28 protein-coding genes are annotated in these 26,887 nt (G+C 35.8%); 19 read left to right on the top strand and 9 right to left on the bottom strand.

The window, feature by feature from the left end:
- The first annotated feature begins 5 nt into the window (after positions 1–5).
- From XJ32_RS12520 to XJ32_RS00450, 6 genes are all read left to right on the top strand, one after another.
- Positions 6–203, top strand: a complete 198-nt coding sequence (locus XJ32_RS12520) for a hypothetical protein (RefSeq protein ID WP_237022133.1) — start codon at positions 6–8, stop codon at positions 201–203.
- The gene (locus tag XJ32_RS00470; protein WP_077387970.1) at positions 200–1,291 is read left to right on the top strand and encodes a GNAT family N-acetyltransferase; all 1,092 of its coding nucleotides are present in this window, start codon (positions 200–202) and stop codon (positions 1,289–1,291) included. Before XJ32_RS12520 ends, XJ32_RS00470 begins: the two co-directional genes overlap by 4 nt.
- Entirely contained in the window at positions 1,288–2,238 is a 951-nt protein-coding gene (locus tag XJ32_RS00465) for a GNAT family N-acetyltransferase (RefSeq protein ID WP_077387969.1), read from the top strand. The genes XJ32_RS00470 and XJ32_RS00465 overlap by 4 nt, the downstream gene beginning before the upstream one ends.
- 124 nt (positions 2,239–2,362) lie before the next feature.
- Positions 2,363–2,821: an acyltransferase gene (locus XJ32_RS00460; RefSeq protein WP_077387968.1), complete on the top strand. Its 459-nt coding sequence runs from the start codon at positions 2,363–2,365 to the stop codon at positions 2,819–2,821.
- 81 nt (positions 2,822–2,902) lie between these two features.
- Positions 2,903–3,742 (top strand): formyltransferase family protein, encoded by an 840-nt coding sequence (locus XJ32_RS00455; protein ID WP_077387967.1) that lies wholly within the window; start codon positions 2,903–2,905, stop codon positions 3,740–3,742.
- A 22-nt stretch (positions 3,743–3,764) separates the two neighbouring features.
- Entirely contained in the window at positions 3,765–4,388 is a 624-nt protein-coding gene (locus tag XJ32_RS00450) for a GNAT family N-acetyltransferase (protein WP_367635282.1), read from the top strand.
- 207 nt (positions 4,389–4,595) lie between these two features.
- On the opposite strand, the gene XJ32_RS12515 is transcribed toward XJ32_RS00450, so the two are convergent.
- The 5 genes from XJ32_RS12515 to XJ32_RS00430 all read right to left on the bottom strand — a co-directional run bounded on the left by XJ32_RS12515 (position 4,596) and on the right by XJ32_RS00430 (position 10,800).
- Complete coding sequence (locus XJ32_RS12515; protein ID WP_254422398.1) at positions 4,596–5,111, bottom strand: class I SAM-dependent methyltransferase; 516 nt, start codon at positions 5,109–5,111, stop codon at positions 4,596–4,598.
- Positions 5,068–5,451: a hypothetical protein gene (locus XJ32_RS12130; RefSeq protein WP_167619973.1), complete on the bottom strand. Its 384-nt coding sequence runs from the start codon at positions 5,449–5,451 to the stop codon at positions 5,068–5,070. The genes XJ32_RS12515 and XJ32_RS12130 overlap by 44 nt, the downstream gene beginning before the upstream one ends.
- A 37-nt stretch (positions 5,452–5,488) precedes the next feature.
- Positions 5,489–9,139 carry a carbamoyl-phosphate synthase large subunit gene (carB, locus tag XJ32_RS00440; RefSeq protein WP_077387966.1) on the bottom strand — a complete coding sequence of 1,217 codons (3,651 nt, stop codon included), beginning with the start codon at positions 9,137–9,139 and terminating at the stop codon, positions 5,489–5,491.
- A gap of 453 nt (positions 9,140–9,592) precedes the next feature.
- Entirely contained in the window at positions 9,593–10,198 is a 606-nt protein-coding gene (locus XJ32_RS00435; RefSeq protein ID WP_254422543.1) for an ATP-grasp fold amidoligase family protein, read from the bottom strand.
- A 236-nt stretch (positions 10,199–10,434) separates the two neighbouring features.
- Complete coding sequence (locus tag XJ32_RS00430) at positions 10,435–10,800, bottom strand: hypothetical protein (protein WP_077387964.1); 366 nt, start codon at positions 10,798–10,800, stop codon at positions 10,435–10,437.
- A 291-nt stretch (positions 10,801–11,091) separates the two neighbouring features.
- Between XJ32_RS00430 and XJ32_RS00425 the strand changes: the two genes are divergently transcribed.
- A complete protein-coding gene (locus XJ32_RS00425) occupies positions 11,092–11,565 on the top strand; it encodes an META domain-containing protein (RefSeq protein ID WP_005218022.1) in 474 nt (157 codons plus the stop codon).
- Positions 11,566–12,051: 486 nt separating this feature from the next.
- Here the strand turns inward: XJ32_RS00425 and XJ32_RS00420 are convergent, their stop codons facing one another.
- Both XJ32_RS00420 and XJ32_RS00415 read right to left on the bottom strand, forming a co-directional pair.
- Positions 12,052–12,867: a methyltransferase domain-containing protein gene (locus XJ32_RS00420; RefSeq protein WP_077387963.1), complete on the bottom strand. Its 816-nt coding sequence runs from the start codon at positions 12,865–12,867 to the stop codon at positions 12,052–12,054.
- A gap of 38 nt (positions 12,868–12,905) precedes the next feature.
- Complete coding sequence (locus tag XJ32_RS00415) at positions 12,906–13,256, bottom strand: hypothetical protein (RefSeq protein ID WP_077387962.1); 351 nt, start codon at positions 13,254–13,256, stop codon at positions 12,906–12,908.
- Positions 13,257–13,541: 285 nt separating this feature from the next.
- Between XJ32_RS00415 and XJ32_RS00410 the strand changes: the two genes are divergently transcribed.
- The 3 genes from XJ32_RS00410 (at position 13,542) to uppS (ending at position 16,751) form a co-directional block, all read left to right on the top strand.
- The gene (locus tag XJ32_RS00410; protein ID WP_077387961.1) at positions 13,542–15,209 is read left to right on the top strand and encodes a lactate permease LctP family transporter; all 1,668 of its coding nucleotides are present in this window, start codon (positions 13,542–13,544) and stop codon (positions 15,207–15,209) included.
- Between the two features lie 127 nt (positions 15,210–15,336).
- Positions 15,337–16,059, top strand: coding sequence for an LPS export ABC transporter ATP-binding protein (gene lptB / locus XJ32_RS00405; protein WP_005218076.1), 723 nt, complete (start codon positions 15,337–15,339; stop codon positions 16,057–16,059).
- Positions 16,060–16,082: 23 nt separating this feature from the next.
- A complete protein-coding gene (gene uppS / locus XJ32_RS00400) occupies positions 16,083–16,751 on the top strand; it encodes a polyprenyl diphosphate synthase (RefSeq protein ID WP_004086656.1) in 669 nt (222 codons plus the stop codon).
- 410 nt (positions 16,752–17,161) lie between these two features.
- Here uppS and XJ32_RS11595 read toward each other — a convergent pair whose 3' ends face one another.
- Positions 17,162–17,329: a hypothetical protein gene (locus XJ32_RS11595; RefSeq protein ID WP_004086655.1), complete on the bottom strand. Its 168-nt coding sequence runs from the start codon at positions 17,327–17,329 to the stop codon at positions 17,162–17,164.
- A 207-nt stretch (positions 17,330–17,536) separates the two neighbouring features.
- On the opposite strand from XJ32_RS11595, the gene efp reads away from it, so the two are divergent.
- From efp to XJ32_RS00360, 8 genes are all read left to right on the top strand, one after another.
- Complete coding sequence (gene efp / locus XJ32_RS00395) at positions 17,537–18,100, top strand: elongation factor P (protein WP_004088911.1); 564 nt, start codon at positions 17,537–17,539, stop codon at positions 18,098–18,100.
- A gap of 3 nt (positions 18,101–18,103) precedes the next feature.
- Positions 18,104–19,159: an FIG domain-containing protein gene (locus XJ32_RS00390; RefSeq protein WP_005218279.1), complete on the top strand. Its 1,056-nt coding sequence runs from the start codon at positions 18,104–18,106 to the stop codon at positions 19,157–19,159.
- A gap of 1 nt (position 19,160) precedes the next feature.
- Positions 19,161–20,030, top strand: coding sequence for an acetyl-CoA carboxylase, carboxyltransferase subunit beta (gene accD / locus XJ32_RS00385; protein ID WP_004088908.1), 870 nt, complete (start codon positions 19,161–19,163; stop codon positions 20,028–20,030).
- Positions 20,031–20,052: 22 nt separating this feature from the next.
- Positions 20,053–20,466 carry a 23S rRNA (pseudouridine(1915)-N(3))-methyltransferase RlmH gene (locus tag XJ32_RS00380; protein WP_254422397.1) on the top strand — a complete coding sequence of 138 codons (414 nt, stop codon included), beginning with the start codon at positions 20,053–20,055 and terminating at the stop codon, positions 20,464–20,466.
- A 12-nt stretch (positions 20,467–20,478) separates the two neighbouring features.
- Positions 20,479–20,847: a TraR/DksA C4-type zinc finger protein gene (locus tag XJ32_RS00375; protein WP_005218277.1), complete on the top strand. Its 369-nt coding sequence runs from the start codon at positions 20,479–20,481 to the stop codon at positions 20,845–20,847.
- Entirely contained in the window at positions 20,844–21,980 is a 1,137-nt protein-coding gene (locus XJ32_RS00370) for a LapA family protein (RefSeq protein WP_077387959.1), read from the top strand. The genes XJ32_RS00375 and XJ32_RS00370 overlap by 4 nt, the downstream gene beginning before the upstream one ends.
- Before the next feature lie 115 nt (positions 21,981–22,095).
- Positions 22,096–22,692: a peroxiredoxin gene (locus XJ32_RS00365; RefSeq protein ID WP_004088897.1), complete on the top strand. Its 597-nt coding sequence runs from the start codon at positions 22,096–22,098 to the stop codon at positions 22,690–22,692.
- 195 nt (positions 22,693–22,887) lie between these two features.
- Complete coding sequence (locus tag XJ32_RS00360; protein ID WP_077387958.1) at positions 22,888–23,622, top strand: glycosyltransferase family 2 protein; 735 nt, start codon at positions 22,888–22,890, stop codon at positions 23,620–23,622.
- A gap of 627 nt (positions 23,623–24,249) precedes the next feature.
- On the opposite strand, the gene purD is transcribed toward XJ32_RS00360, so the two are convergent.
- Positions 24,250–25,575 (bottom strand): phosphoribosylamine--glycine ligase, encoded by a 1,326-nt coding sequence (purD, locus tag XJ32_RS00355; RefSeq protein WP_077387957.1) that lies wholly within the window; start codon positions 25,573–25,575, stop codon positions 24,250–24,252.
- A 304-nt stretch (positions 25,576–25,879) separates the two neighbouring features.
- On the opposite strand from purD, the gene XJ32_RS00350 reads away from it, so the two are divergent.
- Positions 25,880–26,866: an RluA family pseudouridine synthase gene (locus XJ32_RS00350; RefSeq protein ID WP_077387956.1), complete on the top strand. Its 987-nt coding sequence runs from the start codon at positions 25,880–25,882 to the stop codon at positions 26,864–26,866.
- Positions 26,867–26,887: the final 21 nt, after the last annotated feature.

The raw sequence follows: 26,887 nt of genomic DNA, 5'->3' as shown, positions 1-26,887 counted from the left end.
GCATTATGGATAAAGGCTCATATTTTATTAAACCCTTTAATCACAAGAAAATGCAAGAGTGTATGCAAAATGGAATCATTGATGAGAATCTGTTATTAGGACTAGATAAAATGACTGAATATCTACCAGAGTTTGGTGCGGAAATATTTCTAAATTGCAAAGTGAGTGCATGTAAGGCAAGTATAGGCAAGGTGGATATATGAGAATCTGTCGATACGAGATGAAGCATTGTGCTGATTGGAATGCTTTTAATAAAGATTCTAAAAATGGAATCTTTATGTTTGATAGAAATTATATGGACTATCACGCCGATAGATTTATAGATCATTCATTAATGTTTTATGAAGATTCTAAGCTTATTGCCCTTTTACCTTTAAATATCAAAGATTGTGTATTATATTCTCATCAGGGGCTAACTTTTGGTGGATTTATCACTAATTCCATAATGAAGCAATACAAAATGCTTGAGTGTTTCAAGGCGTTATTAGAGTATATGCGAGAGATTAAGGCACAAAAGATGATTTATAAAGCAATCCCCTATATTTATCACAAATACCCCGCACAAGAGGATATATATGCGTTGTCTCTCTTTGGGGCAAAGCCCTGCCGCACAGATTGCTCTTCAAGCATTAATTTAGCACATTTACTTTCAATGCCAAAGGGTAGAAAAGCACAGATTTCTAGGGCAAAGCGTGAAGGTGTGGTTATAGAATCTTCCACCAACTTCCCCGCTTTTATCACGCTATTAAATGAAGTCTTGCAAACAAAGCATAATACACAAGCTGTGCATTCAGCCAAAGAGTTAGAATTACTTCATAACAGATTTAAAGAAAATATTACTCTCTATATCGCAAAACAAAATAATGAGATTCTAGCAGCTACCCTGCTTTTTATCTATCCAAATCTCGTGCATACACAATATTTAGCAACAAGTGAAAAGGGCAGGGCAGTGGGTGCGCTAGACTTACTTATAAAAACATTGATAGATAAATATGCTACAACAAAACAATACTTTGACTTTGGAATCTCCACAGAGAATAATGGTTTATTCTTAAACGAAGGACTTATCGCACAAAAAGAGGGGTTTGGTGCAAGGACTATCGTGCATAGTTTTTATGAGCTTAGTGCTTTGGCGACTATAACTGCAAATGCCATGACTACTATGGGGGGGGGGGGTAAGTTACCTCTATTTTCGCTACTTTTTTGTTACCACATTTTTCTATACTTTTACTCTTTGTTGTTTGGTATTTTTGCGGTTAAATATTGCAAAAACAAAAGGGGGATTCTATGATTAGAATCTTGCCTTACACAAATGAGTATGCAAACACATGGAATGCCTTTAACAGAGATTCTAAAAATGGAATCTTTATGTTTGATAGAAATTATATGGACTATCACGCTGATAGATTTATGGATCATTCATTAATGTTTTATGAAGATTCTAAGCTTATCGCCCTTTTACCTTTAAATATCAAAGATTGCGTATTATATTCTCATCAAGGGCTAACTTTTGGTGGATTTATTGTTGATTATTCTATGCGACAGCAAAAAATGCTTGAGTGTTTTTGCAAATTGCAAGAGTATATGCGAGAAATTAAATCTAATCGCTTGATTTATAAAAGCATACCGCATATATACCATAAGGTATCAGCTGAGGAAGATTTGTATGCGTTGTTTAGAAGTGGAGCTAAGATAATGCGGATAGATTGTTCCGCTACGATTTATTTACAAAATCCCATTAGATTCAGTGAGTTAAGAAAAAGGGGTGTAAAAAAGGCATTAAAAAATGAAGTGCAAATAGAATCTTCCACCAACTTCCCCGCTTTTATCACGCTATTAAATGAAGTCTTGCAAACAAAGCATAATACACAAGCCGTGCATTCAGCCAAAGAGTTAGAATTACTTCACAATAGATTTAAAGAAAATATTACTCTCTACTTTGCAAAACAAAATAATGAGATTCTAGCAGCTACTTTGCTTTTTATCTATCCAAATCTCGTGCATACACAATATTTAGCAACAAGTGAAAAGGGCAGGGCAGTGGGTGCGCTAGACTTACTTATAAAAACATTGATAGATAAATATGCTACAACAAAACAATACTTTGACTTTGGAATCTCCACAGAGAATAATGGTTTATTCTTAAACGAAGGACTTATCGCACAAAAAGAGGGGTTTGGTGCAAGGACTATCGTGCATAGTTTTTATGAGCTGAATATTAACGGGGGGGGGGGGTAATAACCCTTAAGTGTTTTGCAACTAAAAGCGTTATATCTTGGCATACTCAATACAAAAGATTCAAATACTACTCTAGCAAACCTATTACAAACTTTGCTTTAAACCCCATTACAAAGGGGGCGGCGTGATACACCCACTCTCTGATGTGCAAAGCCAAAATATTGGCAAAGGGACTAGAATCTGGCAGTTTTGCGTGGTGTTACCCAATGCGATTATAGGGGAGAATTGTAATATTTGCTCTCACTGCTTCATTGAAAATGATGTTGTAATCGGCAATAATGTAACGATAAAATGTGGGGTGCAGGTGTGGGATGGACTAAGGATTGAGGATAATGTATTTATCGGTCCTAATGTGAGTTTTACTAATGATAAATATCCAAAATCAAAGCAATATCCTAGCGAGTTTTTAAAGACAACGATTAAAAAAGGGGCTTCTATTGGAGCGGGTGCTGTGATTTTACCCGGGATTACTATCGGTGAAAATGCGCTTATTGGAGCAGGCGCTATTGTAACAAAAGATGTTTGTGATAATGCTAAAGTAATAGGTAATAAAGTTGCTATACGGGGGGGGGGGGGTAACTAATCCCTATTTTACTGCTTTTTCTATCCTTTTAGATTCTGTGCTTCACTCTCTCATTTTAGCTACACATATAAGGCTGTATCGATGAAAATCTGTATAGCTGGAAAGAATAATATTGCAGTGTGGGCGCTAAGGTATTTATTACACATTGGTATTTGCAGGCAGGATATTTTCATTTTACCGAATGCAAGTGATTGTGGGTATGATACTTGGCAATATTCGCTTTTAAAATGTGCTAAAGATGAGAATCTTAAGGTTGTAACATTGCAGGACATATATGCAATGAGTGATTTATTATTTATTTCATTAGAGTTTGATAAGCTTATTGATATAGAAAAGTTTGCAAGTAAGAATCTTTTTAATATCCATTTCTCCAATCTTCCAAAATATAAAGGTGCTTATACTTCCATAATGCCGCTTTTATATGGGGAAAGTGAGGCTGGAGTTACGCTGCATAAAATAGATTCTGGTGTTGATACGGGTGATATTGTCGATCAAATGACTTTTGCTATCGGGCTTCAAGATAGTGCTAGAATGCTGTATGATAGCTATAACAAATACGCGTTTTTGCTCTTTAAACAGAATCTTTTTCATTTATTAAATGGCACTTATTCTGTAAAAAAGCAAAGCTATATGGGTGGGAGCTATTTTTCTAGAAAAGAGATTGATTTTAATAATATTGTAATAAATCTCAAAAAAACAAGCTTTGAGATACATAATCAACTGCGTGCTTTTATCTTTAGAGAATATCAACTGCCTAGTATTTGTGGTGTAAGGATTATGGAATCTGTTTTAACACAAGAGTTTATAGGAAGCAATGTTTTAATTGATAGTAATGAGTATTTTATAATTTCTGGTGTTGATGGATTTAAGATTCTTGCCTATAAAGATACTTATGGGGGGGGGGGGGTGAATACCTTGTAGCTATTTGGAATCTTTTAGCAAAATGTTTGACTACCCTATTGTGTCAATGCTTTTTATCGCAACGATTGCTTTTAGGGGTTGTGCGATGATGGCGGTGATAAAAGGTCGCAAGATTACTTTGCGTTTGGTGGAGGTTTTTGATGCGGAATTTATTTTATCGTTGCGTTCTAATCAACATAAAGCAAGGTTTTTGCACCCTATTGATAGCGAGATTGAAAAGCAAAGGGAATGGATTGTAGATTACAAAAAGCGTGAATCTTTAGGCAAGGAATATTATTTTGTGATAGAAGAGTGTGTGCCACTTGGCTTGGTGCGTCTTTATGATTTTTTAGAGGATTCTTTTTGTTGGGGGAGTTTTATCACTATTGAAAATGCACCTTTTTATGCTGCAATAGAATCTGTTTGTTGTGTTTATGAGTTTGCATTTTATGGACTTGGTTTCACACAAAGTCATTTTGATGTGAGAAAAGAAAATGAACGCGTAGTTGCATTTCATCAAAAGTTTGGTGCAAGTATTGTTGCAGAGGATACACAAAACTATTATTTCCATTTCACACGCCAAGAATACGAGAAAACTAAACAGAAATATCTAAAGTTTATGCCACTTGATATAGATTGCTTTATAGAATCTTTGAAAATTCAGTAAAAAACAGCAGTATTGTAGCAAAAAAAGATAGAATACACTTCTTTGAGATACATAAGCAACTGCGTGCTTTTATTTCTTATTTTAGCTACGCGCGTAAGGCTGTATCGATGAAAATCTATATAGCTGGGGAAAATAATATTGTCGTATAGGTTGCAGACATTTATACGCAATATCAAAATTACAGCGTCTAGAGATCCTAAAAATAGCTTACGACTTAAGCAAGGCAAGATAATCCTTTGCCCTCTGTCTATTTGGCTTTCTGCAAGAAAGGTGTGTGTAGATTGAAAGCTCATCACACACGCCAAAAAGCGACTTTTTCACAGAATCAAAGAAATAATCGCATATTTCAACAATCTCTTTTTGCGTGTTGATATGCTCATAATTCATAATGACATCATAATCTAGCTTGTATTTAAGTCTAAATTCTATGCCGGTTGAGAGTTTATAAGCCATAGTCCATAGGAATCTAGCTTGGCTTGGGATAGCAGCGGAAAACACGCCATCATCTTTCAGTAACAAGCACGAGTGTGCTACTACTTCAGGCAAGTTTGCAATATGTTCTAAAACCGCACAAGAGATGATTCTGTCATAAAATGGGCTTTGGATTTGGGATTTAATGGATTGCGTGGATTCAAGGGAAGTAGGGGATTCTATGTGGGATTTGGCAAATGCACTTATTTTATCGGCATTTGTATTTACCCCCCCCCCCCCCGTTAATATCACTGCTTTGTGCTACTTCTGCAATATCTTTATATATGGCATTGATATGTTGGAGTTTTGGGGAATCTTTATAAAGGGCTTCAAATGGCTCTATAATATCATAATGTGTGAAATCGTTTTCATAGGATATTTGATTAAGCGTTCCTGCACCTATTTCTAGGGTTTTATGTCCGCTAATGCCTTGTGTGTCATTGGCTACTTTGTAATGTAGCCAACGCTCTAGCTTTTGGGCTAAGCCACTTGCTACCCCTTCGCCCTCTCGATTGCTTTTATAAAATTGCTCATAAATCTCTTGGTAGGCTTGTGGTAGTGCCTCTCTTATCTTTGGAAAATTATCAAACATGACTTATCCTTTCTTTTATTGTTTAAATTATTTTCAACTACTCATTGAGATAATCTTGCAATGCTTTAGTGCTAACTCTTGTATTTTCATTATCATTGCTATTTGCCTGCATAGCAATAGCGGCACTCTTTGCACCTGAAATGGTTGTAAAATATGGGATATTAGCACGCAAAACGGCTTCTCTAATAAGCCTTGCATCCGGCTGGGCTTTATTACTGCTTGTGTTAATTACCATGTCGATTTCATGGTTTGCTATCATGTCGTTAATATGCGGTCTGCCCTCACTCACTTTTAGCACCGCCTTAGCCTCTATACCCGCCTCGCTTAGAATCTTATGTGTGCCAAGTGTGGCTACAATCTCAAAGCCGATTTCTTGCAGGGTTTTTGCTAGTCCTGCGGCGTGTTTTTTATCGCTATTTCTTAGTGAAATAAAGATTTTTCCCTTTTTTGGCAGTGGATTCCTACATGCACTTTGACTTTTATCAAATGCGAATGCAAAGCTTTTGCCTATCCCCATAACCTCCCCTGTGCTTTTCATCTCTGGTCCTAGTAGTAAATCAGCTCCCGGCAATTTATTGAAAGGAAAAACCGATTCTTTAACGCTGAAATGTTTTAATGGCTTATGTGTGAATATTTTATTTGTTTTAGAATTACTATTTAGAGATTCCATATCAACATAGCCTACTTCTTCAACCATATTATATTTATCATAAAATCTCAATGCCTCTTCTAATATAGAATCTTTAGATTCTGCTTTTTTTACACTATGATTCCACATAACCCTTGTAGCAATTTTAGCTAAAGGCAGTCCGGTAGCCTTGCTTACAAAAGGCACGGTGCGACTAGCGCGCGGATTTACTTCAATCAAATATAACTCATTATTATAGATTGCATACTGCACATTCATAAGCCCCACTACACCGAGTTTCAAAGCAATTTTAGCCGTGCTTTGCTCTATCTCTTTTAGCATAGATTCTCTAATATTTATCGTAGGCAAGGAACTCGCACTATCCCCACTATGAATCCCCGCTTCTTCAATATGCTCCATTATCCCGCCGATATACACACTCTCCCCATCGCTAATACAATCCACATCAAGCTCAATGGCGTATTCCAAAAACTTATCAATCAGCACGGGAGAGCTATCACTCACGGCAATCACCTCGTCCATATACTGCTTTAGCTCATCATCATCATACACTATCCGCATAGCCCGCCCGCCAAGCACATAGCTGGGTCTAACAAGCACTGGAAAGCCGATTTTATTAGCCACACTATAAGCTTGTTCTTTTTCATAAGCTATGCCATTTTGTGGTTGCTTTAGCCCTAGATTATTTACAAAACTTGCAAATTTTTCTCTATCTTCTGCGGTGTCGATGACCTTTGCACTTGTGCCGATGATTTTGGCATTGATTTTTGTTAGGGAATTTGCAAGTTTTAAGGGTGTTTGTCCGCCAAAATGCACGATTATGCCATCTGGCTTTTCTCTCTCAATCACAGCTCTTACGCGTTCAAAATCAATTGGCTCAAAGTAAAGCACATCGCTTGTGTCATAATCTGTGCTTACCGTTTCTGGGTTGCAATTATACATTATGCTTTTTATACCTAGATCATTTAGGGCAAAGCTTGAATGAACGCAGCAGTAGTCAAATTCTATGCCTTGACCGATGCGGTTAGGACCACCACCAATTATCATAACCTTGGGAAAATTCGTCTCGTGGTGAATTTCGCGGGAATCTGCAGAATTGCTTGTGCGACAGCCCTTTAGGCTAGTCTCCGCACAATTCTTTGATAACCCACGAACTTCACTCGCGATACTAGAATTTTCTGTGTTGCTAGAATCCATATCACTAGAATCTTGGCATTCTGTATTTACAGAATCCGCAATTCTAGGATTTGCGGTGTTGCTAGTGGAGCTTTTTGTGGATTTTAGGGGGGAGCTAGACATAGAGTCTGCGGTTCCCCTAAAATCCACAAAATCGCCGCTATGATTACCCAAAGCCGAATTGCCAACACTCATAAAGTTGCCAATTGTTGAGTAAAGGTAAGGCGTAAGACTTGGAAACTCCGCCGCACAAGTATCCACCTCATTATACACACACTCCACACCAAGCCCAATTCTAGCCTGATACACTTCACTCTCACTTATCTCCATTCCATCATTATGCTTTAGCCAATGGGCTATCATCTTATCGCTAAAGCCATAGCTTTTTATCCGCCGCATAAGAGATTCATCGCTTAGAATCTGCGAAGTAATACTAGATTCAGAATCTACAATCTCTTTTATCTCGTGTAAAAACCACTTGTCAATCTTGCATAGCTCGTGCATTTCCTCAATACTCATTCCAAGCCCAAAGCCTTCAGCGATATAAAGCAGCCTATTTGCATTTGGTCGTCTAATCTCTTTTTTGATAGTTTCTAAATCATTACAGATTTGATTTAGCCCAAAGATGCCTGTCTCAAGGCTACATAACGCCTTTTGCAAACTCTCTTTAAAGCTCCCGCCAATCGCCATTACTTCGCCAATAGACTTCATACTTGTTGTGAGTGTGGAATCTGCCTGTGGAAACTTCTCAAATGTGAATCTGGGTATTTTTGTAACAATATAATCAATGCTAGGCTCAAAACTCGCCGGCGTACCTGTAATGTCATTTTTTATCTCATCTAGGCTAAAGCCCACTGCTAGCATTGTAGCCACTTTTGCGATAGGATAGCCTGTTGCTTTACTTGCAAGGGCAGAGCTACGCGATACACGCGGATTCATCTCAATCACCGTCATTCTGCCATTTTTTGGATTTATAGCAAACTGCACATTGCTACCGCCTGTATCTACGCCGATTTCTCGCAAGATTTTAAAACTTGCATCACGCATTCTTTGATACTCTTTATCCGTGAGTGTTAAAGCTGGTGCGATCGTGATAGAATCGCCTGTATGCACGCCCATAGGATCAAGATTCTCAATACTACACACGATGATACAATTATCAAATTTATCGCGTATGACCTCCATTTCATATTCTTTCCAGCCAAGCAGGGACTCTTCAATCAAAATTTCATTAATGGGGCTTGTTTCTAAGCCATTTTTTGCCACCGCTTTAAACTCATCAATATTATATGCCACGCCACTGCCCCCACCTGCAAGAGTGAAACTAGCCCGAATAATAAGTGGGAATCCTATCTCTTTTGCCGCTTCTAGGGCTTCTTCCTCCGTGTAGGCATAGCGAGATTTTGGCAAGTCCATACCAATCTTTAGCATAGCCTCTTTAAAAGCCTGTCTGTCTTCACCTTTTTTAATCGCACTAGGCTTTGCACCTAAAAACTCTATGCCTTCTAACATTCCTTTTTCATACATACTCATTGCGACATTAAGGGCTGTCTGTCCGCCCATAGTCGGCAAAATCGCATCAACGCTCTCTCTTTTGATAATATCCGCAATAATCTCTTCAGTAATAGGCTCAATATAAGTGCGATCCGCAAAGTCGGGGTCCGTCATAATAGTCGCTGGATTTGAGTTTATAAGCACGACACGATAGCCTAAAGATTTTAGCGTCTTTACCGCCTGTGTGCCTGAATAGTCAAACTCACAAGCCTGACCAATGACAATGGGACCTGAACCAATGAGTAAAATCGTGTGAATATCGGTGCGTTTTGGTGCAATTTTTTGGGTTTGTTGTGTGGGGTTTGGCATATATATCCTTTAAGATTCTGTCTTTTTTTGCAAAATTATACAATAGAATCTTTATTACTTTGTTATATTGAGTGCATTAATATCGCTTAGTTATTGTGAGTAAAACTCACTTTGTTGTGTGATATTTTAGAATCCCTACATACTTAATCAAGGAATACCCCCTTAAGTCTTTTCAGATTATAAAAATTCCATTTATGATTTCTATGGTATAGAAATTCTCAAACAATCTAAAATGAATTTGAAAAAATAAACATAAAAACTTAAGAATCATATACAAAAATTATAACACAAGTTTGCTTGTAATATGTTTTTGTTTGCATGGCATGAATGGGTTACTTTCAAATTTTTTAAACTTACTCTTATACTCTCTTTTACATTTTAAAAGAAAACTTAAACTTATCGTAATAATCCAAATCTAACCTAAACAAAACTCTCATCATTAAGAAAACTATTTTATGAAAGTTTCCACAAACCCCCGAGTTTTTTATCCCATTCGTTCGGGGTGAATTTCTCTGTTCCCCCGCCGTGTGTAAAGGTAAGCTCCCCAACTATGATTTTGCCTTGAATGTTATACAAATCAACTCTTAGCATCGCAAATGGCATAGAAAGTCTTGTAGCTATCGTAAGCATTACCATAAAATTGAGTGGCTTACTAGGTGGCATTGTTGATTGTGGATAGCAAAGAGAGAAAGGCATAAGATTCCAATTCTCATCAAAAACACTTCGCGTATGTTCTACAAATCTATCGGTATCCACTTGTATGCATTGTGTTTTATCAAAGCAGTGGATTTTATAATCACTTGGCACTTTAGCTTCCCCATTTGCGTTAGTCTCAAGCAACATCTCCTCCGCAAAGATTCTAGGCTCTATATCTTTATAATGCCATTCTCTATACATTGTATAAAAATTTGTGTTTAAATGTGTTGTGAGTTTAGTCATAGCTTCATTAAAAGTTTTAGAATCTTTTAAAAAAGTGTCTTTATCTTTCACTAAGACTACACCACCACAATCGTGATTTGTCTTTAATACAAAGCTTTGTGGAAGTTTAGAGAAATCAATCTCATTAACACTTTTATAGATTCCATAGAGTTTTGGTAAGTATTGACATTCATTTGTATTAAAGAGCTCTTGTGTGAGTGTGTCAATAGGTTGGAAAAGCAGGGAATCTTTAGTAAGAAGTGAGTTTAGATTCTGTGTTGCTTGATTGGGTATAGGATTTTGTGGTGTGTTTTGTGTGGTTTCTAGATTCTGTATTGCTTGTGAGAATTTATTACCAGATTCTGTGTTGTTTTGATTTAGGCTATATTTGCCCCCCCCCCCCCCGTAGTTATATGAGTTATATGATTTGTATGAGAAACTAGAGTATTAGCATCTTTGTTAGAGTCTAGTGTATTGTTAGCATTAAAGTCTTTTAATATTGTTGCTATATAGATTCTAGCTTTGAGTTTATCTGCTAGGGCTGTGTATATTGGATTCCTATCAAATAAGATTCTATGAATGATTTTTTCATTAAAGGTTTGTGGATTTTTAAAGTCTGGTGTATAGCCAAAGATTTTTTTATGTCTGTATATGAAGTATTCTTCATCACTCATTTTTGATTCTTTCTTTGCTTGATAGTTTTTATACCAAGAAGTTTTTCTTATAAGTTTTCGTAATCCCATGTGTATCCTTTTGTGTTAATTTGTGGTTTTTTGTGAAGTGTGGGGTATTATAGCATAAAGTTTTGCGTTAATTGTGTTTTGGGATTTTGTAAGAATCTAAGTTGTGTTTTTTTGCTATTAAGCATTAAGTATTTAAAACACTATACACACAATAATAAAAAGCAATATGCACTAATCCTAGAACACATTATTTTCAATAAAACCCATTAAATACCAAATAAATACTTAGTTTTTTGCTATAATCATGGCTTTATTTTACGCAGAATGATAAACTGCAAGTAAGGAGATTATATGAAAACTAGCACAAAACTAATGGCAAAGACAGCGTTGATAGCAGGCTTATGTGTGCCTATAACACTATTAGCAAATGGAGATATGATGCATATGAATACACAAAGTATAGGGCAAAAAGGTGGCGTAGCAGTGAATCTTATAGGCGATTGGCGTGTAAGTCTTATTGAAATAGATGGTGCATTTACTCGTGTGCCAGAGCAAGCAGAGGGTGTATCTATGCAGATTAGTAGCAATCAAATAGCAGGCATTGCGGGGTGCAATAACTTTATGTCGCCCTACACTCTCTCTGCAAATAAGCAACAAATTACAATTAGTGAAGGTGCAAGCACGAGAAAAATGTGTCATCCAGAAGAAGTTATGCGTTTTGAAGATTCTTTCTTGCGTTTATTAAATGGCACATTTATGATTGAGAAAAACTTTGAGGGCATTACGCTTGTGCGTGATAATGTGAAAATCTATCTTGTGAAATAGGCATTCGTATATAATAATCTTATGGCTTTCTAACACATATTTACAATGCTTTTTAAATGTGATAATGTTGCATTATTAAGCTTAGCTAGGTAATAAAGGAAGTCATTATGCAAAATTTAGAAACACCATGTTTTAAACCTCCATTGCCATCACATGTATCAAATGCGATAGATCATAATTGTAAATAATTTACTATACATGTTTCATGGATTCTAGAATCTATACATTTTGCACCCCAAAGCCCTGCACCCGCCCAAGTGGTTGGGAATCTAGATTCTAAAAATTACGCCCTAAACCCTGCAGCCCACCCAAATTCAGCACAGAATCTAGAAACTTTATTTTTACACCCTAAATCCTAGCCTACTTAAGTGTAACTACAGATTTGCGAGTGCATGGATTTGATTATTTTTTTACCATAAGCATTGCAAATCACTCAAAAAATACAAAAAGATTCATAGAGAACACTAACCTCACATACTATTTACATTAGCGACAATTGAGACTTTTTAGAATCTCTCCATTAAATCCATCTTTTTGCAAATATTGCACAATCTCTTCTTCATAGAGTGGGGCGGCAAGTATAATACACTCAATATCTTCATAAGTTTCCTTGCATGGCTTTGCTACAACTATCTTGGAGTTTTGTAGATATTTGCCATGTTTTCTTGTATCTAGGTCATAACAGCATACAATTTTTACTCTATTCTCTAAAGTAAGAAAACTTAATAAAGAATTTCCATGCGCACCAGCTCCATATAATGCTATGCGTTTATACTTCGAGATTGCGATATTAAGCTTTTGTATCGCATTTTGCATTATCGTATATGTATTTTTAGGTAGCATGGCTGGTGTGTAGTCTTTTACATTTTGTGGTGCTTTCTTCTTAAAAAATAGTCCTAAATGCTGATTTCTATAAAGCATAAGCGTGTCGATATGCTCACACCCCATTGCATTAAAAATATTAATCAATGTAGATTGTTGATAATATCCGCAGTGATCATGGAAGATTTCATAGAATCTTGCATTTTCAAAAAACTCTCTTATATTAGGCACTTCTACATAGATGATACCATCTTGTGCGATTAGCTTTACCACATCTTCTAAAAACTCTCGTGGTGTATCAATGTGTTCTAGCAAATGCCTAAAGACAATGCAGTGAATTTCGTGTTTAATGTGTTTTTGCATGGAAGCTAAATTAAAAAAATCTTGTATGTGTAAGTGATTTGTAGTTTTTGCAAACTCAAGGGATACAAGAGATGGGTCAATGGTGTATAAAAATTCACAATATTTTGCAAGCTCCATGGCTAAATCGCCACTTCCGGGGGCTATCTCAATGAGATTTACCCCCCCCCCCCCCCCATAGTAGTAGCACCATTAATAGCGGCACAATGCGATATAATGGCATTTTTAATATTCTGTATAGAAGTATTCATAGAAGTTGAAACAATTTTTCTCGACATATAGCCACTTTTTTGATACTCTTTCCACATAGATTCCCTATCAAAACTTGCGTTAAAGACAAAGCCGCATTCAAAGCATTGCACTAAATCCATCTTAGCCTTACCACATGCATAATCATCGTTCGTGCAATCTGTGGCGACTGAATCTAATCTGCCACATGACACAAAAGTATTGTGATGACTAAAAACAGGTTGAAATTGAGAATTTTTGAAACACATTGGACATTTCATGTTATTTCCTTGTATTGAAATCGATTGCATATACACTACACAATACTGCCAAGCATTATAGTTATACTTTGTGCGGTTTGTATAAATGATTTGCGTTGTTTTATCTTTCAGTGTTTAAGCAAGATTTAGTGAAAGTATTGCAATCAACATTTCAAAATACAATTTAAACATTACTTTTTTTCCATTTTTGTTTATTATATGGATTTTTCGTAACATTTTTATTTAAAAATTTATTTTTTTGTTTATACTCATAAAAGTTTGTAATTTTAGATGGAAGGACTAGTTATGAATGAAGTGGTTGAAGCAGGACAATGGGCGCAAAACTACATGCCAGTTGCTGATAATATTTGGCTAAGTGGTTTTGTAGCGTTGCTGCCTATTTTATTATTTTTGGCATGTCTTGTATGGTTTAAGTTAAAGGGTTGGCTTGCAGCAAGTCTTACCGTTGGGCTTAGTGCGGTTATTGCCTTTGCTGTGTATGGTATGCCTTTAAATATGGTGGTTATGAGCTTTGTGCAAGGGTTTTTGACTGGACTTTGGCCTATTGCGTGGATTATCATCGCTGCGATATTCTTGTATAAAATCGCTGTGAAAACCGGCTATTTTGAGATTCTAAAAGAGAGTGTAATCGCTGTTACACCAGACCAAAGATTGCAAGTTATTTTAATCGCATTTTGCTTTGGTGCGTTTTTAGAGGGTGCTATTGGCTTTGGCGGTCCTGTGGCTATTACTGCGGCGTTGCTTGTTGGCTTAGGGCTTCGTCCTTTGTATGCAGCGGGGTTATGTATGATCGCAAATACTGCACCGGTTGCATTTGGGGCGGTTGGGATTCCAATCACTGCACTTGCAAAAGCAGTAGGACTTGATGCAGGGGATATTGCGGCTATGGTGGGGAGAATGCTTCCACCTTTAACGCTTTTTGTGCCATTTTTCATTGTATTTCTTATGAGTGGATTTAAAGGGGTGAAAGAGACTTTTCCAGCAGTTTTTGTAGCAGCAGTAACTTTTGCAGGTGTGCAGTATTGGAGTTCTAATCACTTAGGACCAGAATTGCCTGATATTATCTCTGCTATTGCGGCAATTGGGGTTACTTCTGTATTCTTAAAGTTTTGGCAACCAGCAAATATTGAAAGAGCTGAAAATAACACAGAATCTAGCATTGCAGTAAAGCAGTATCCACTCTCGCAAATAATCCTTGCATGGATGCCTTTTATCCTTTTGGTTCTTACAATCGGCTTGTGGCAAATGCCATTTTTTGCAGATTTGTTTAAACCCGGAAATGCACTAGCTAGCACAAATATTGTGTGGGCTATACCCGGTCTTGATCAGCTTATTATACAACAAGCCCCCATTGTTGCAAACCCAACAGCACTTGGGGCAGATTGGAAATGGCTTATTATCCAAAATCCGGGCACTGCAATCTTGCTTGCTGCATTACTTAGCATTATCGTGCTTCGTGCGAATGCGACACAAGTTATAGAATCTGCAAGTGAGACTATTAAAGAAATGTCTATCCCAGTGCTTACCATTGGACTTGTATTAGCCTTTGCTATCATCTCTAAAAATAGCGGTCAAGCTGCTACAATGGGATTAGCCCTAGCTCACACTGGCTCACTCTTCCCATTCTTCTCACCTTTTATTGGTTGGGTAGGGGTATTCTTAACCGGTAGTGATACAAGCTCAAATCTACTCTTTGGTCCATTGCAACAAGTTACTGCCAAAGCCCTTGATATGCCTGAAGTGCTTTTCATGGCGGCAAATACGGTTGGCGGTGTCGTAGGTAAGATGATAAGCCCACAAAGCATAGCTATCGCGTGTGCTGCAGTTGGGCTTGTAGGTAGGGAATCTGAACTCTTTAGATTCACTCTTAAATACTCCATTGGCTTTGTTGTGTTTATCGGTATATGGACTGCGATTATTGCATATATAATACCGGGCATTATTGTCGGCTAAATCCCTTGTATTTTACGCTTAGACTTTATTAAAAAGTCTTTGTAAAAAGCAAGCAAAAGATTCTAAAAAAGCAGTATTTTTTGAAATATAAGGTATCATTTCAAAAAATACATAGCAAAGAAACTATATGAGTGTATTAAAAGCAGAAAATCTAAGTAAATCTATCAAAAAAACAAGAATTGTAGAAAGCATTACACTTGAAGTGCATAGCGGCGAAGTCGTTGGATTGCTCGGTCCAAATGGTGCGGGTAAAACAACGACTTTTTATATGATTTGCGGCTTGCTTGAGCCAAGTGGTGGCAAGGTATTTTTAGACAATAGTGATATTTCTGCAAAGCCCCTGCATGAGAGAAGTCATTTAGGCATTGGCTATTTGCCGCAAGAATCTAGCATTTTTAAGGATTTAAGTGTAGAAGATAATCTTTTATTAGCCGCTCAAAGTGCCTTTAAAAGCAAAAAAGAGCAAGAAAATCGCATTGAAGTCATGCTAGAAGCTTTTAACATTGAAACAATCAGGGATAGAAAGGGTGTAAGCCTTAGTGGTGGCGAGAGAAGACGTGTAGAGATTGCTAGGGCTTTGATTAAGAATCCTAAGTTTATCTTGCTTGATGAGCCATTTGCTGGTGTAGATCCTATCGCTGTGCTTGACATTCAAAAGATTATACAAACTTTAGTGGAAATGGATATTGGTGTATTAATCACTGATCATAATGTCCGCGAAACGCTTGGGGTATGCCATCGTGCCTATGTTATCAAAAGTGGCGCGTTATTTGCAAGTGGCAAGGCTGAAGAGATTTATGAGAATCCTTTGGTGAGAAAATACTACTTAGGCGAAAATTTTAAAGCATAAAGATTCTATAAATAAGGAAAAAGATGAACGAATTAAGACATTTAGCAGTCGTTATGGATGGCAATAGACGATGGGCTAGAAAGAATGGAATCCTAGAGAAAATAGGCTATTTGCACGGGGCAAATACGATACAAAAAGTGATTGAAGTCTGCATTGAAGAAGGCATTAAACACTTAACACTTTTTGCTTTTAGCACAGAAAATTGGCAGCGACCACAAGAAGAGATTGACTATCTTTTTAAGCTATTGAAAAAATATCTTGATGAAAGTCTTGAGAGATTCTTAAGTAATGATGTGAGATTTAGAGCGATTGGACAGCTAGACAAACTTAGCCAAGATTTACGCAAAGATATTGCAGACTTTGAAGAGCAAACAAGACACTGCAAAACCTTATGTGTGAATGTCGCTATATCTTATGGGGCAAAAGATGAGATTGTGCGTGCGGTTAAAAGGGTGGTGGATAAGAAGTTAGAGATTACAGAAGAAAATATCAGTGCAAACCTTGATATTAGCGAAGATGTGGATTTATTACTTCGTGTTGGTAGCGCTTCAAGAATCTCAAACTTTTTATTATGGCAATGTGCGTATGCAGAGATATTTTTTAGCAAAACACTTTTTCCGGGTTTAACTAAAAAAGAATGTAAAAGAATTATTGATGATTTTAAACAGAGAGAGAGAACTTTTGGTAAGTAAATGATTTAACAGATTAAATCAGAGATAAAATTATAACTATTTAATTCTTCTGTTATATGACTTCTTTTTATGATTAAGATTATATGAATATCATAAATTCTATGAATGAAATAAAAGATTTTAAAGTGGCTAGATTCTAAATTTCATCAGTATGTCGTATTTAGTATATCATAGGATACAAAAGAATCAAGGCGAGATAAATCGCACCTTGATTCTTTCTTTCAGGGCGTTTAACTTTTCCTAAGAAAAGTTCTACTTTTATCTTATTAAGAAGCTATGAAACTTCCTATCACACTAACCAAGATACCATTTAGCATGATAAGCATGTTGTTTATAGTCTAACAGGCATGTTTCCCCGCCTAAAAGACTATAATGCTAAATAAGAGCTATTTATCTTGCATAGTCTTATATCACCAACTCTCAATACCATATTCACGCACAAGAGCGCCATATCCTTGACTAAGCAGTGCAGTCTTAATTTTCTCAAACTCTGCCTTATCTGCTTGATTATGTGTAGCCTTCAATGCTTTTGCTTTTTGTGCCAACTCTCTTGCATGTGCTGCATCTCTAATTGTCATAATAGACTCCTTAATAAAAAAATCTGCCAAATCTGGCATGTCGGCATTCTACAAAAAAAACAAGTCAAGCAAAAATATAAATACGATAAATAATTCCAAGAGGCTAATGTATCGCACATATATTTCATTCTAAATTTTGCAGTTTTTATGTTTTTATTATACATAAATGAGTAAAATACCAAAATATTTTTTAATAGAAGGATAGCAATGACAATTGAAATGGGCGATCTTAAAAAAGGTTTGAAAATCGAAATCGATGGAATCCCTTATAGAATCACAGAGTATCAACATGTAAAGCCGGGTAAAGGTCCTGCGTTTGTGCGTGTGAAAATCAAAAGTTTTTTAGATGGCAAGGTAATTGAAAAAACTTTTCATGCAGGTGATAAATGTGAAACGCCAAATATTATTGAAAAAGGTATGCAATATCTCTATCATGATGGTGAGCTGTATCAATTTATGGATAATGAAACTTATGAGCAGGTGGGTTTGAGTGAAGAGCAAGTTGGCGATAGTGCAAAATGGCTTTTAGATAGCATGAATGTGAGTGTATTGCTTTATAATGACAAGGCAATATCGGTTAATGTCCCACAAATAGTTGAGCTAAAGATAGTAGAAACTCCGCCAAATTTTAAAGGCGATACTTCAAGTGCGGGTAAAAAACCAGCGACTTTAGAGACAGGTGCGGTGGTGCAGATTCCATTCCATGTATTAGAGGGTGAGACAATAAGAGTGAATACAGAGACAGGTGAGTATATAGAAAAGGTTAAATAGGTTATGAATCTCTCACTAGATACTTTGCTTCCTTTGTTGCAACGAGATTTTTTTATGCGAGTTGTGCTTGCAAGTGTGGAGGTTATACGCCTTTTACATACGCAAGATTCAATATTGCATGAGAGTTTTGGCGTTGGTGCGGGTGGCGATCGTAGTAGTGGGGCGGATTTACTTGCAGAATCTATATTTTCTAAGTTTTTGTTGCCACATTATCATATTGATTCTGAAGAAAGCGGATTATTAAAAGGCGATAGTAATGCAAAAGGCACAATTGTGCTAGACCCGCTTGATGGCAGTAGTAACTTTAAGTCAAATATTCCATATTTTGGTGCGAGTGTAGCCTTGTGTGATGAGAATGGTAGAGTGCGTGAGGCTTGTGTGGTGAATTATATCTCATGTGAGATAGCCTATCTTAATGATGATTTATTAGCTCTTACAAAAATGCCTTGTATTTTTAGTTTGCAGACTTTTATTGCAGATTTGCAACCAGAATATATTGTATATGCAAGCACTGCAAAAAAGCCAACTTCTATGCACTCATGCTATATACCATGTAATTTTACAAGGCTTTTGCAAAATAGCAATACCGCAAAAAAAGATGTCTTTATAGCAAATGCGTGTGATGCGATTAGAGAATCTGCACAATATCTTCCAGCATTTGATACAAACTTTTTACATGCAATGTTTGCTAGTCAAATACTAATCTTTAGACCGCAAAAAGTTATCACAGAAAAGCTTGAATGTGGCATATTTGAAAAGGCTATGCAGCATGCTAAATGGGCGTCTTTTTTAGCAGAAAGCGGTTTGAAATTCCGCAGTCTTGGGGCTATTGCCCTAAGTCTTGCATTTAGCTTTCGCTATTTGTTTGTGCTTTTGCCAACGCAGGTTAGAAAATATGATGGTATGGCAGGATTCTATCTAGCTCAAAATCAAATCATTTGTGGCAATTTAGAATCTTATCATAAGGCTATACCAGCACTAAAGGAATGCAAGGAAGTGATTTCTCATATTTTAATTACAACAGATTTAGATATTGTTGATAAATTTAAAGGAAGGTAAAATGGGTTTTTCAGATTTTTTTAAAAACTTTAAACGAGAAGATTCTAGAGATAGAAAAGATGCAGCCCAACACTGGACAAAATGTCCCAGCTGCGGTGCGGTTATGTATAATAAAGAAGTGATTGAGAGTTCTTATGTATGTTCAAAATGTTCCCATCATTTTAGAATCAACGCACAAGATAGACTGAATCTTATTTGTGATTCTGATACTTTTATTGAATATGACAATGATTTAGCTCCAAACGATCCGCTTGCATTTGTGGATAAAAAAAGCTATACAAAAAGAATTGAAGAGGGCTTTGCAAAGACAAAGAGAAAAAGTGCGGTTATATCAGGGGAAGCCCTTATACATGGCAAAGAAGCACAGATTGTAATCTTTGATTTTTCATTTATGGGTGGTAGCTTAGGCAGTGTTGAGGGTGAAAAGATTGTAAGGGCAATCAATCGTGCTATTAGCAAAAAGCAAGGCTTAATCATTGTATCTACAAGTGGTGGAGCTAGAATGCAAGAATCTACCTATTCACTCATGCAAATGGCAAAAACTTCAGCGGCATTAGGCAAACTTGCTGAAGCAAAACTACCTTATATCTCTGTGCTAACTGACCCTACTTTCGGGGGTGTTTCAGCGTCATTTGCATTTTTAGGGGATATAATCATTGCAGAACCGGGTGCTATGATAGGCTTTGCAGGGGCAAGAGTTATTAAGCAAACAATTGGCACAGATTTACCAGAGGGCTTTCAAACTGCAGAGTTTTTGCTTGAACATGGACTAATAGATATGATTGTATCGCGTAAAGATTTGAAGCATACTTTAAGCGATCTTATTAAAATGCTTGTGCCTTATGAAAATACATATATATACAATTCATAAAAATGAAATGCTAGGGGATATAATGCAGTATTATAGCAAGGCTTGCAAGGGTTTTGGTGCTACACTAAGCTTTTTTAATATGTTTAATAAACGCATACAAGAAGCACAAAAGCAAGATTTTAATATCGCAAAGCAAAGCTATACAATGGCATTTTCTAAATACCTTGATAAGCAAAGCGTTTTACTTGATGCAGAGGGAGAAAAGCTTACTTCAATAGGATTTAGTCGCATGATAGAATCTTATAGCACACAAAGTGGCATTATAAAATTTTTTATTGCAGGGGCATTTGGCTTTGAAAAAGAAGTATTAAAACAGCATAAAACAATCAGTCTAAGCACATTAACTTTTAGCCACGAAATTGCAAAAATTGTGCTTTTAGAGCAGATTTATCGCTCACTGAGTATTATCAATAAACACCCATACCATAAGCTTTAGTAAGGAAAAAGAATGCGTGATGAAGATTTGTTATCATTGAGACAAACATTAGAAAAACGATTAGAATATTTAGATGGATTAAGCTTAAACTTACATAAAAGCTTACAAGAGATGAGTGCGTTAAAACTCAATGAAAATGCAGATATTATCTCTACACAATCACAACTGCGATTTGATGATTCCATGTTAGAACGCAATCAAAAAGAGATGAAAGAAATCAGCGCGTCTCTTGCGAAGTTTGATGATGGAATCTATGGCATTTGTGAAATGTGTGAAGATGAAATTGGCATTGAGAGATTGCAGGCAAAACCGCATGCAAGATTCTGTATTAATTGTCGCGAGATTTATGAAAAAAGCGAAAAGCAAAAGGAGAGAACATGAAGATTCGATATTTTTTTAGTTTTGCATTATTGTTTTTAGTGCTTGTTGGTGCTTATACATTCTATATTAGCACAGATTATTATACACTTCAAAATACGCTTTTAGTGGAGTTTAGTATAACTTTGCCTGTTGCATTATGGATATGTTTGCCTGCAGTATTTTTATTTGTGCTTGCCTTGCTTTTTATGGGCTTTGCATCACTTGTGCAAAAGTTTAAAAGCATGACTTTGCATAGAGATATTGAGAAGCTTTTCACTCAAATACAAGAACAAATGTTAGGGAATCCTGTAAGAGAGAGAGTATTTTCAAACACAGAGTTAAAGACACTTTCAAAGACTTTGCAGAGATTTATTTTATTACCCGATACAAAATCACATAACACAAACTATGAAAAGATAGATTCCATATTTAATAGCTTTAAAGAAATAGAAGATGGCAAAAATGATCCTAAAATACGCTTAAATCCAAGCCACCCACTCTATAATCTCAATGCAAAAAATGCTATCAAAGATGATTCTCAAAAAGCATTTGATACACTGAAACAAGACTTTAATAAAGATTTTATGGGGCAGAATCTTTATACACAAAACAGCACACAAGCAATTTATGATAAGGCATGGGAAGTTTTACTGAATGGGCAACAAAAAGTCTTGCAGAAGGCATTGAATCTAGATAAAAATCATCTCACATACACTACACTTCTAGGGCTTGTGAAAACATGTGCGAAAGGTAATATTAGCATACAAAAAGATATGGTAATACAAACATGCAAAAAAGTAAGCATGAATGAGAGAGAATATCTAGGATTAGCGATTTCTGTATGCGAATTATTACGACAAGATAATATTAATTTCTGGCTTAGTGTCTTTGAAACTTTAAGCAAAGAAGTAGAACAAAGCGTATTAGCCTACTTTTATATCTTGCTTGAAGTCGGCAAAACAAGCGAGGCAATGGACTTAAAACAGCAATATCCAAAAGATGACTTCCTGCCTGTGAGTGCATTTAGCACATTAAAAGAAAAAGGCTATCCATTACTTGTATTCTTTGACCCGCTTTTATATCGAGCAAGAAAGCAAGAAAAAGTGCCAACAGAAAATGTAGCTATGAAGCAAATAGATTATGTGAATCATTAGAATCTAGTCGCATGCTTTTTGTAGAGTGCAAGTGCATTTTTATTAAACAAAATTTGCTAGAATACAAGCGATAATAATTATTTGTTATCGTTTAATATTTTTTTAAGGAGACATTATGTTAGTAACAAGAAAAGCCCCAGATTTTACTGCTCCAGCTGTATTAGCAAATGGTAGTATTGTAAATGATTTTGAATTAAGTAAAAATTTAGGCAAAAATGGTGCAGTCCTATTTTTCTGGCCCAAAGACTTTACTTTTGTATGCCCTAGTGAAATCATCGCTATGGATAAGAGAGTGAAAGCTTTTAATGAACGCGGTGTGAATGTAATCGGTGTATCTATTGACTCTGATGTTGTGCATTTTGCATGGAGAAACACACCGGTAAATGAGGGTGGTATAGGACAAGTTAGCTTCCCTATGGTATCTGATATTACAAAGCAGATTTCAAGAGATTATGATGTGCTATTTGGCGGTGCGGTTGCATTACGCGGTAGCTTTATCATTGATGAGAATCAAATCGTGCGACATGCAACAATCAATGACTTGCCACTTGGTAGAAATATGGACGAATATTTGCGTTTAGTTGATGCGATTTTATTCCATAAAGAACACGGCGAAGTATGTCCTGCTGGCTGGCAAAAAGGTGATAAAGGTATGAAAGCTACAGCTGAAGGTGTTAAAGAATATCTTTCACAAAATAGTGCTAAACTTTAATCTAAGCATTTTTCAAACCATTCCCATCTAAGCAGAATGGCTCAAGTCTATCACAAGATTTGAGTCTTTTGTCTTTCTCACAATACATATATTTATCCCTATCGTAAGTTTTTCTCGTCTATTTTTGATATACTTTCTCTTTAGAATCTTATATTAGGATTAGTCTATATTTAAACCATCTTAAAGGAAATACAAATGAATATTGTTATCCCTATGGCTGGGCTTGGTTCTCGCTTTGCAAAGGCTGGGTTTATAAATCCAAAACCGCTCATTGATGTAATGGGTAAGCCAATGATTGTGCGTGTTTTAGAGAATCTTTATTATCCAAATGCAAACTATATTCTCATCGCACGAAATGAATATCTAGCAAAGACACAACAGGTTATACAAGAGTTACTGCCCAATATGAATGTAAAACTTATTGGTATAGATAAGATTACAGAAGGCAGTGTTTGCACGATTTTATATGCACATAGATATGTGAATAACGATACACCACTACTCATTGCAAACACCGATCAAATCATAGAGCACAATATCGCTGATTTTATTAATGATTGTAAGCAAAGAGAGCTTTGTGGCTCTATACTCACTTTTGAGGACAAAGAGAAAAATCCAAAATGGTCATTTGCAAAAATACAAAATAATTTAGTTGTAGAAGTGAAAGAAAAAGTGGCTATCTCTACACATGCTACCGTTGGGATTTATCTTTTTATGCGCGGAAAGTTGTTTGTTGATAGTGCGATTGATATGATTATAGCAAATGAACGCGTTAATAACGAGTTTTATACTTGTCCTGTTTATAATTACGCAATAAAATCTGGTGCAAAAATCGGAATCTATAATATAGAATCTAACGCCATGCATGGTATTGGCACACCTGAAGATCTAGCCTTGTATGAAGAGTATTGTAAAAATAAGAGACTTTAAAATCATTAAATATAACGATTTCGCGTATTCAAAATTGGAATGCAAGAATGCTTGTTAATATTGCTCTTTGGCAGAAAGTACGGGTAAAAATGTTACGCAATAAAATACATTTGTTTTTTTTATGCTTATTTTTATTTCACTTAATAAAGCTAACCTTCCGCTATATAGATATTAATGAAATAAGCAGCCCGAAAAAAGTATTTACTTTTATACTAAAAATAGCTTTATCTTACCCAAACAGCATCGCAAATTAATAGGTCAGATTAAAAGTTTTGCAAATTTCATGAAAGACTTATAGAATTAAAAATAATGCTAGGTGTTTAAGTTTATGAGTTTAAAGCTTTTTAGCTAGACAATGGCTTTTTAAAACCCTTGTTAGATACACATTTGTGTTTATAGTGATTAAAGCTATATCCTAAGTTTTACTATAAAACACAGCTATGTTATTGGATTTAGGTAAAAACAGATAAAACTATAATGAATATTTATCCCTGAAATCAAGATAAAAAGCAATAACGCCAAATACAGCTGATAGTAGCACAGCGATAACTATAAAGCAGCGGTTCTTAACCATACATCCATCTTCAAACTTATCTAAAATCATAGACAAATAACACGCAAAAGATTCTACTGCAAGGCTTGATACGCAATGTCTTTTCTGTAATGTTTGCCTTTAAAATCTATCTTTTCTACAAGTCTATAAGCATTATCTCTGGCTTCTTGTAGGCTTTTGCCTTTACCAATGGCAACTATGCTTCTTCCGCTATTTGCATGTAATACAGAATCTTTTAAGCTTGTATTTGCAAATACGAGATGTCCATATTCTGTATTTATGTCTTTTGGATTTATATCATTAAAAGTTATTTTTGCTGGATAATCGCTTGATTTAGAATCTTGTGCGTAATCGCTACTAGTCATTACCACGCATACAACACAAATATCATTAAAGAGAATCGACTCTAAACTCTCACCCTTAGCATAGCTATACATAAGCTCTAGGGCTGAAGTCTTTAAAAGCGGCATTAAGACTTCGCATTCTGGATCGCCAAAACGCACATTATATTCAAGTAAGTATGGCTCATTTTTTACCACCATAATCCCTGCAAATATTACGCCTTTATAGGGTGTGTTATTCTCTTTTAGTGCGTTAAAGGTTGGAGTTAGAATCCTATCTTTAATCTTTTCTTCTAAAACTTTATTATAGAGTTTTTGAGGCAGGTTTGTATAAGCACCCATGCCACCTGTATTTGGTCCTTTATCATTATCAAATAATCTTTTATGGTCTTGACATGCTGGTAATACGACATAATCATTCCCATTACTTAAAGCAAATACGGATAACTCATAACCATCTAAAAACTCTTCAATAACGACTTCTTTCCCTGCATCACCAAAGAGTTTGCCCTCTAGCATAAGTAATAATTGCTTCTTTGCCTCTTCTTTAGAATCTAGTATCAATACACCTTTACCACCACAAAGTCCGCTTGCTTTAAGCACGATAGGTAAGGGCAGGGCGTCTATAAAGCTATATCCTATCTCTATATTTTTTAATGTGATTTCCTTATATCTTGCGGTAGGAATGTTTAGCTTATGAATAAAGCTTTTCATATAAGCCTTTGAGCCTTCAAGCCTTGCGTTTGCATAACTTGGACCAAAAACTAAAATATTATGAGATTCTAAAAAATCACTCACACCTTGCATGAGTGGGGCTTCTGGTCCTATGATAACAAAGTCTATATTATGTGCTTTTATATGTGTTAATAACTCATCATGGTTTTTATAGCTAAAATGTCCTGCATTGAAAAATAGCGTTGCGGCTGGATTCTCTGGAGTGAAAAAGATTTTATTTACTTTTTTATCTTGCTGCAAGGCAAGGGCTATGCTGTATTCTCGTCCACCATTGCCGATAATTAAAACATTGATTGATTGTAGTGTATTATATGAGTTTTGCAAAATATGCCTTTGTGTTAGAATCTTATACCCAAAGATCCGCTACTCTCGTGTATTGTGTAAGCCCAACTAAAGCTACAACAAATAGGGTCTTGCGAGTTAATTAGGCGGCAGATCTTAAAGCTTATAAAGCCCTTCACTATAAAAATAGAACAGAAATACCGACACACATAGCTCTAAAGCGTAACCCAAAAATATATTTTAAATAGACTACCAATTATAAAAGAGAAACACGAAACCTCTAGGCAGCAAAATTATAGCAAGTTTTCGCTAAAATTCATTTATTAATTTCGTGTTAGGAAAACAAATGGAATTGCTGTATCATTTTTGTATTTTACATGATTATATGCGGCTTGATAACGCATTGCAAGAGATTCTAAAGATTTCACGCTCACAAGCTAGTCAATGGATAGAATCTAATCTTGTAAAAATGAATGAAAAAAATACAAAAAAATCACAGATTCTAAAAAAAGGCACTTGTATTGAAATCTATACAATAAAAAATACTTCAAAAGCAATAAACACAGATGAGTTAATACAGGGGCTAGATATAGAAGTGATACATGAAAATAGCGATTATCTTATCCTTAATAAGCCAAGAAATCTAGTCGTCCATCATGCCCCAAGTGTGAAAGAAGTTACACTCACTGATTATTTAAGCGCAAAAAATTATGAATTATCAACGATTAATGGAGAAATGAGGTTTGGTATCGTGCATAGGCTTGATAAGGATACAAGCGGTGCGATTTTAGTAGCAAAGAATAATGCTAGTCATTTGCGTTTTGCTGAAATGCTGCAAAATCGCACAATGGGTAGAATCTATATCTGCGTGATTAATAAAGCCTTGCAACATAACACTTTTGTGGAATGCTATATGGGGAGAAATCCTAATAATCGCTTGAAAATGGCAAAGCTTGATAAAGAAAAATATCCATTCGCAAGAGATTCTAAAAGTGAGTTTAGAAAGATTATGGAGAGTAAAAATGGGGTATTTGAGCTTATTGGTGTGCGGCTTTTTAGCGGTAGGACACATCAAATACGGGTGCATTTAAGCACACTGCAACGCTATATCTATGGTGATATGCTCTATAGCCCAGAGAATCTAAAAAGCACATATAAGACAAAAATGCTACTACACGCACAGCTACTTTATTTTGATGGAAATGTTTTTAGTGCAAAAATACCCAAAGATTTGCTAAAATTCCTAAATGAAAATTTTATTAACTATGAAAGTAAGCTAGAAGCATTTTTATCTCAATGGCAAGATGAATTAAGAAAAATTGCAAGAAACTAGATTCTAAATACGAAATATTAC

It is taken from the genome of Helicobacter bilis (assembly GCF_001999985.1).
Taxonomy (GTDB): Bacteria; Campylobacterota; Campylobacteria; order Campylobacterales; family Helicobacteraceae; genus Helicobacter_A; species Helicobacter_A rappini.
This window is presented reverse-complemented; position numbering and strand designations above follow the sequence as displayed.

What these genes read in the sequence shown, in the direction of transcription:
- XJ32_RS12520 (WP_237022133.1), top strand. Translation starts at nt 6, where the DNA reads ATGGATAAAGGCTCATATTTTATTAAACCCTTTAATCACAAGAAAATG.
- XJ32_RS00470 (WP_077387970.1), top strand. Translation starts at nt 200, where the DNA reads ATGAGAATCTGTCGATACGAGATGAAGCATTGTGCTGATTGGAATGCT.
- XJ32_RS00465 (WP_077387969.1), top strand. Translation starts at nt 1,288, where the DNA reads ATGATTAGAATCTTGCCTTACACAAATGAGTATGCAAACACATGGAAT.
- XJ32_RS00455 (WP_077387967.1), top strand. Translation starts at nt 2,903, where the DNA reads ATGAAAATCTGTATAGCTGGAAAGAATAATATTGCAGTGTGGGCGCTA.
- XJ32_RS00450 (WP_367635282.1), top strand. Translation starts at nt 3,765, where the DNA reads ATGTTTGACTACCCTATTGTGTCAATGCTTTTTATCGCAACGATTGCT.
- XJ32_RS12130 (WP_167619973.1), bottom strand. Translation starts at nt 5,451, where the DNA reads ATGTTTGATAATTTTCCAAAGATAAGAGAGGCACTACCACAAGCCTAC.
- carB (WP_077387966.1), bottom strand. Translation starts at nt 9,139, where the DNA reads ATGCCAAACCCCACACAACAAACCCAAAAAATTGCACCAAAACGCACC.
- XJ32_RS00430 (WP_077387964.1), bottom strand. Translation starts at nt 10,800, where the DNA reads ATGGGATTACGAAAACTTATAAGAAAAACTTCTTGGTATAAAAACTAT.
- XJ32_RS00425 (WP_005218022.1), top strand. Translation starts at nt 11,092, where the DNA reads ATGAAAACTAGCACAAAACTAATGGCAAAGACAGCGTTGATAGCAGGC.
- XJ32_RS00420 (WP_077387963.1), bottom strand. Translation starts at nt 12,867, where the DNA reads ATGGAGCTTGCAAAATATTGTGAATTTTTATACACCATTGACCCATCT.
- XJ32_RS00415 (WP_077387962.1), bottom strand. Translation starts at nt 13,256, where the DNA reads ATGAAATGTCCAATGTGTTTCAAAAATTCTCAATTTCAACCTGTTTTT.
- XJ32_RS00410 (WP_077387961.1), top strand. Translation starts at nt 13,542, where the DNA reads ATGAATGAAGTGGTTGAAGCAGGACAATGGGCGCAAAACTACATGCCA.
- lptB (WP_005218076.1), top strand. Translation starts at nt 15,337, where the DNA reads ATGAGTGTATTAAAAGCAGAAAATCTAAGTAAATCTATCAAAAAAACA.
- uppS (WP_004086656.1), top strand. Translation starts at nt 16,083, where the DNA reads ATGAACGAATTAAGACATTTAGCAGTCGTTATGGATGGCAATAGACGA.
- XJ32_RS11595 (WP_004086655.1), bottom strand. Translation starts at nt 17,329, where the DNA reads ATGACAATTAGAGATGCAGCACATGCAAGAGAGTTGGCACAAAAAGCA.
- efp (WP_004088911.1), top strand. Translation starts at nt 17,537, where the DNA reads ATGACAATTGAAATGGGCGATCTTAAAAAAGGTTTGAAAATCGAAATC.
- XJ32_RS00390 (WP_005218279.1), top strand. Translation starts at nt 18,104, where the DNA reads ATGAATCTCTCACTAGATACTTTGCTTCCTTTGTTGCAACGAGATTTT.
- accD (WP_004088908.1), top strand. Translation starts at nt 19,161, where the DNA reads ATGGGTTTTTCAGATTTTTTTAAAAACTTTAAACGAGAAGATTCTAGA.
- XJ32_RS00380 (WP_254422397.1), top strand. Translation starts at nt 20,053, where the DNA reads ATGCAGTATTATAGCAAGGCTTGCAAGGGTTTTGGTGCTACACTAAGC.
- XJ32_RS00375 (WP_005218277.1), top strand. Translation starts at nt 20,479, where the DNA reads ATGCGTGATGAAGATTTGTTATCATTGAGACAAACATTAGAAAAACGA.
- XJ32_RS00370 (WP_077387959.1), top strand. Translation starts at nt 20,844, where the DNA reads ATGAAGATTCGATATTTTTTTAGTTTTGCATTATTGTTTTTAGTGCTT.
- XJ32_RS00365 (WP_004088897.1), top strand. Translation starts at nt 22,096, where the DNA reads ATGTTAGTAACAAGAAAAGCCCCAGATTTTACTGCTCCAGCTGTATTA.
- XJ32_RS00360 (WP_077387958.1), top strand. Translation starts at nt 22,888, where the DNA reads ATGAATATTGTTATCCCTATGGCTGGGCTTGGTTCTCGCTTTGCAAAG.
- XJ32_RS00350 (WP_077387956.1), top strand. Translation starts at nt 25,880, where the DNA reads ATGGAATTGCTGTATCATTTTTGTATTTTACATGATTATATGCGGCTT.